General features: G+C 44.6%; 4 protein-coding genes. 1 reads left to right on the top strand and 3 read right to left on the bottom strand.

Annotated features, from left to right (window positions below):
• Positions 1-104 precede the first annotated feature (104 nt).
• Positions 105-1,223: a tyrosine-type recombinase/integrase gene (locus tag GX419_11715; GenBank protein ID NLI25361.1), complete on the bottom strand. Its 1,119-nt coding sequence runs from the start codon at positions 1,221-1,223 to the stop codon at positions 105-107.
• Between the two features lie 344 nt (positions 1,224-1,567).
• Here GX419_11715 and GX419_11710 point away from each other — a divergent pair, with 344 nt between their 5' ends.
• On the top strand, positions 1,568-2,281 hold the full coding sequence (locus tag GX419_11710; protein NLI25360.1) for a hypothetical protein: 714 nt from the start codon (positions 1,568-1,570) through the stop codon (positions 2,279-2,281).
• On the opposite strand, the gene GX419_11705 is transcribed toward GX419_11710, so the two are convergent.
• Both GX419_11705 and GX419_11700 read right to left on the bottom strand, forming a co-directional pair.
• Positions 2,269-3,552 carry a U32 family peptidase gene (locus GX419_11705; protein NLI25359.1) on the bottom strand — a complete coding sequence of 428 codons (1,284 nt, stop codon included), beginning with the start codon at positions 3,550-3,552 and terminating at the stop codon, positions 2,269-2,271. The genes GX419_11710 and GX419_11705 overlap by 13 nt on opposite strands.
• The coding region (locus GX419_11700) for a HAMP domain-containing histidine kinase (GenBank protein ID NLI25358.1) at positions 3,545-4,214 on the bottom strand (670 nt) is incomplete at its 5' end. The genes GX419_11700 and GX419_11705, both read right to left, overlap by 8 nt.

The following is a 4,214-nucleotide window of genomic DNA, read 5'->3' as shown; positions in this document are numbered from 1 at the left end:
TAACTCGTTTATATACGCTACTCTATTTCGCTTTATTTCCATTTTTGGATGTATACACGCTATAAAATAGCGTTTTATTTCTTAAATCAAATGTAAGAACTAAATTATAAATCATCAAAAGGAGATTTTATTTTCTGTAAACTTTTTTCGGTTACATGTGTGTATATCTCAGTTGTTTTACTGCTTTTGTGTCCAAGCAATTCCTGAATATACCTTAAATCGGTGCCCCATTCAAGCAAATGAGTGGCGTATGAATGTCGCAACCAATGCAATGTGACTGGTTTGGAAATCTTAGCCTTTTTTAGGGCATTTTTTAAAACCTGTTCTAAGCTGCGTGCTGAATATGTTCCTCCTGCTTTTTGCCCTTCAAACAACCAGGTTTGGGGCCTATAGGCCTTGTAATATTCGCGAAGCATTTCAATGATTTTATCCGAGATGGGTACTAACCTGTCTTTATTACCTTTGGAGTTGCGAATCATCAGCATGTGTCGTTTTGAGTCGATATCTTCAATCCTCAGGTTTAGCAGTTCGCTTCGTCGAAGTCCACAAGCATATATCAGGCTTAGCATGGTGCGATGCTTTAAGTTGGCAAGGGCTTCCAAAATGGCTTTAACCTCTTCCTTGCTCAATACATTGGGAAGCTTGTGCTCGCGCCGGGGTCGCTCAATGGCCTCAACCCGAATTTCGGTTTTTACAATTTCCCGGAAGAATAGCTTTAGCGCACTTACCATTTGGTTCTGGAAAGCAAAGCTATAGCCTTTTTGAACCACGTTTTTATGAAGGTATGACACTATATCATCGTTGGTGCAGTGGGGTAAGGGTTTTTCTGAATTTACGCTCAGGAACCTTTTAATCATATCGGTATAGGTATTTTTTGTATTTGGGCTATACCGCTTGTGGGTAAGCCAAATCCTGAAGTTAGAGATTAACTCAGCATGAGCCGGAGTGATTTTCGGATGGTTATTTTTACTACCATCCTGTGTGCACTCTTTTTTCAGGGCTGAGTAGTTGATGTATGCCATTTGCTTAAAGTGCTCAAAGAATTGGGGAAGTTGAAAGGCACTGGCGGGCATGTACCAGCAGCGCATGTTCTGACTCCAGAGAACATTCCCATAGTTTTTAACCTTATCGGTAAGCTTCGGGTTAAAGGCAACCTTTATCAGAATAACATTGTTTCCTCTGTGAATTGCGGGTTCGAGAAAAATAGTCGGTTTTTTGCTCATGGTTTCACATGTTATTTAGAAGTTAAAAGCAATTTACAATTTTTTTTTTTTACAAAGTTCGTATCCATAAATAAAATTGTAGAGAAAAAAACAGGAAAACAGTAGATTTCACAGATAACCACAAATTAAGTACAGATAAAATACAGAACAAATCTGTGAATCTGTGGCCATCTGTCAATTCTTCCGAATTTTATGTTCCGGGTTTTGTATCGGGTGTGGAGTAAGGGTTGCGCTTTTTGCTGAGACTACAATAAAATACAATTAACCTCGGCGGTAAATCTTCGGATATTAAGACAAAATATCTTCGTATTTTGTATCTTTATTCAACTTTTAATTCCTCCCCCATGAAACCTGCATCACTTGAAATATCGGGATTCATACTCAAGAAAGAATTCCTTTCCACCATACGGTTCAATGTTCTGGAAGATACCCTCGTACTGGAAAACAAAAAGCCTTTTCCGGGATATTTCGGGCATAACCTGCCCGACACCGAAGAACCGCGGTCTGTTTTTCTGATTTTGCAGGAAGCCGCTTCCCCTGAGCTGGTAGGACGCTGGATAACCACAATAAAAAAGAAGGAACAGCATACCTGTTACGGGAACTACGCAGAGTTAATCATTGGCAATGAACAATTTTCGTCGATCAGGGTGCTGGGCCTGGATTGTTTCTCCCGAATCGGCGAACTTCAGGCGTTATTGCTTAAGGAAGGTGTCAAATTCAGAAAAGTCCGCACCATCGATCAGGAAGGCCTGATCAAGGTTCATAAAACCTTCCTTCTTCAGGAAACAGAAGAGGGAAAATACCTTGATGTTACGAATGATGCAAAAATGTATTTCGCCCTGTCGCGATTCATAAGCTGGCAGGATTTTGAAGCCATCACTCGTCAGGTCAAAAACAATTGCCGTAATCCGGTTTTTGATGCAGCTCTCGGTGGGTTATACCGGTACAGGGGATACGAGGAAATCGTACGGGTTTATTCTCCCCATCAACGGGAAGTTCTAATGAAAGAATTACCTGATCTGTATGAAGAACATATGCGGCACCATTATAGTTCCTGATTTTCTTTCTGATAACTTGCAGCCACCCACCGATATACTTTGTCGGATCTTCTCACGGCCCCCGGAACCCGAAATGCAATCAGCATCCCCTTATGTGCCGAAGGAATGGCTCCATTATCATCGCGCAGCTCGGTAATCTTTGTTTCCATCACTCCTGTGGTAGGACCTATAATGAGAACTTCATCAGAGGGAGACAGCTGCCCTGCATCCATCTGAACTTCGGCTACCCCAATTTTCGCATAATAATTGACCACTTTCCCTATGTATTCCTTCCTTCTGGTGGCATGTGATCCGTAGCGCTGACTCCATTCCCCCATCTTACGGCCCAGATAATACCCGTCCCAGAACCCCCTGTTGAAAACCCCTGCAAGTCTTTCTTTCCATCCCTGGATCTTTTCTTCCGTATACGAGTTTTCGGCTATTGATTTCAGAGCTTCATGGTAACAGGCCGTTACGGTTTTTACATATTCAGGCGACCTCGCCCTGCCTTCAATTTTCAGCACCGATATGCCGGCTTCCAGAATGCGGTCAAGAAAATCTATGGTACACAGGTCTTTGGGCGACATAATATACTGGTTGTCAATTTCCAGCTGATAGCCTGTTTCGGCATCGGTTACCAGATAGCTTCTCCGGCAAACCTGAAAACATTCCCCTCTGTTGGCTGAGTGGTTGAACTGATGCAGGCTCAGGTAACATTTCCCTGAAATGGCCATACAAAGGGCTCCATGGGCAAAGAGTTCAAGTTTCACAGGCTTTCCGGAAGGGCCCTTGATCCCGTTTTTCCGGATTTCGAAATGGATATTCCTGATCTGATCAAGGGAAAGCTCCCTTGCCAGAACCACCACGTCGGCCCACCGGGAATAAAACCGGAGTGATTCCGCATTACTAATGTTCAGCTGGGTTGAGAGATGTATTTCCAGTTTCCTCGACGCAGCATACTCCAGCAATGCCTGGTCGGCCAATATGACGGCACTTATTCCTTCATGGGCAGCCGCATCGAGCATCTCCCTCGCACGGGGAAGATCTTCATCATACATTACCGTGTTCAGGGCAAGGTACGCCCTTACGTTATGGCGTGTAGTAATATCAAGAATCTCCCGCAGATCGCCGAGGGAAAAATTGACAGACGAACGGGAACGCATGTTCAGGTTTTCCAGACCAAAATACACTGAATCCGCTCCTCCCTGAATGGCAGCCATGAGCGATTCAAAGGAGCCAACGGGTGCCATCAGCTCCGTATCGTTTCTGCTGATTCCTTTTTGATCAATCATGATGGCCCGGAAGTATTATACGTATTGTGGTACCTTTTCCTGGTTCCGAAGAAGCAACAAAAATCTTTCCTTTATGGTACATTTCAACAATCCGCTTGGAAAGACTCAACCCAAGCCCCCACCCTCGACTCTTTGTTGTAAAACCGGGTTTAAAAATTGTTTTGTGCAGCGAACGGGGTATCCCCTTTCCGGTATCCGTAACATCAATTATTACTTTTTCATCCGAACGGACCGCGAACACAGTAACTTCTCCTTTTCCCCCCTCCAATGCATCCACGGCATTCTTCATCAGATTTTCCAGCACCCATTCCAGAAGGGAACTGCTGGCCGGAACCATCAGGGAATACTCCGGCACATCGGCCTGAAGCACCACATCTCCTGATACACGGGTTCTGATGTAATCCACTGTCCGTACAATCAAATCACTCAGGTCAACAGGCTGCATAAGCGGTTCGGACCCTACCTTCGAAAAACGCTCGGTAATCTTCTTCAGCCGCCTGATGTCCTTCTCCATCTCATCAATGATATCGGGCGCTGCATTCCGATCCCTCAGAATTTCCGCCCAGGCCAGGAGAGAAGATGTCGGGGTTCCCAGTTGATGTGCCGTTTCCTTGGTCAAGCCCACCCATACCTTGTTCTGCTCGGCTTTACGCGACGCACTG

This window comes from Bacteroidales bacterium (genome assembly GCA_012517825.1).
GTDB lineage: Bacteria > Bacteroidota > Bacteroidia > Bacteroidales > JAAYUG01 > JAAYUG01.
The sequence above is the reverse complement of the archived record's forward strand: the minus strand, read 5'-3'. Positions and strand labels throughout refer to the sequence as shown.